Raw genomic sequence first — 253 nt, 5'->3', positions numbered from 1 at the left:
AAACGCGTTGGATAGCGCCCGGTCATCAACGCGGCGCGACTCGGTGCGCAAGTGGCATTACCGGCATAGCCGTCGGCGAAGGTGACGCCATCATGCCCCAGCGCGTCGATATTGGGCGTCTTGACCAGCCCGCCCGCAACCCCGCCGCCATTGAAGCTGATGTCGTTATAGCCAAGGTCGTCGGGGACAATCAGTACGATGTTGGGCGGGCGCGTGCCAGTTGGAATGGCGGGTGCGGGGCCGCGCTGCCATG

General features: G+C 64.8%; 1 protein-coding gene. It reads right to left on the bottom strand.

Annotation, left to right across the window (positions count from 1 at the left end):
- Positions 1-253: sulfatase-like hydrolase/transferase (locus IEQ44_RS16235; protein ID WP_193639458.1), on the bottom strand; the 253-nt coding region annotated here is incomplete at both ends.

It is taken from the genome of Nocardioides malaquae (assembly GCF_015070385.1).
GTDB classification, from domain to species: domain Bacteria; phylum Actinomycetota; class Actinomycetes; order Propionibacteriales; family Nocardioidaceae; genus Nocardioides; species Nocardioides malaquae.
This window is presented reverse-complemented; position numbering and strand designations above follow the sequence as displayed.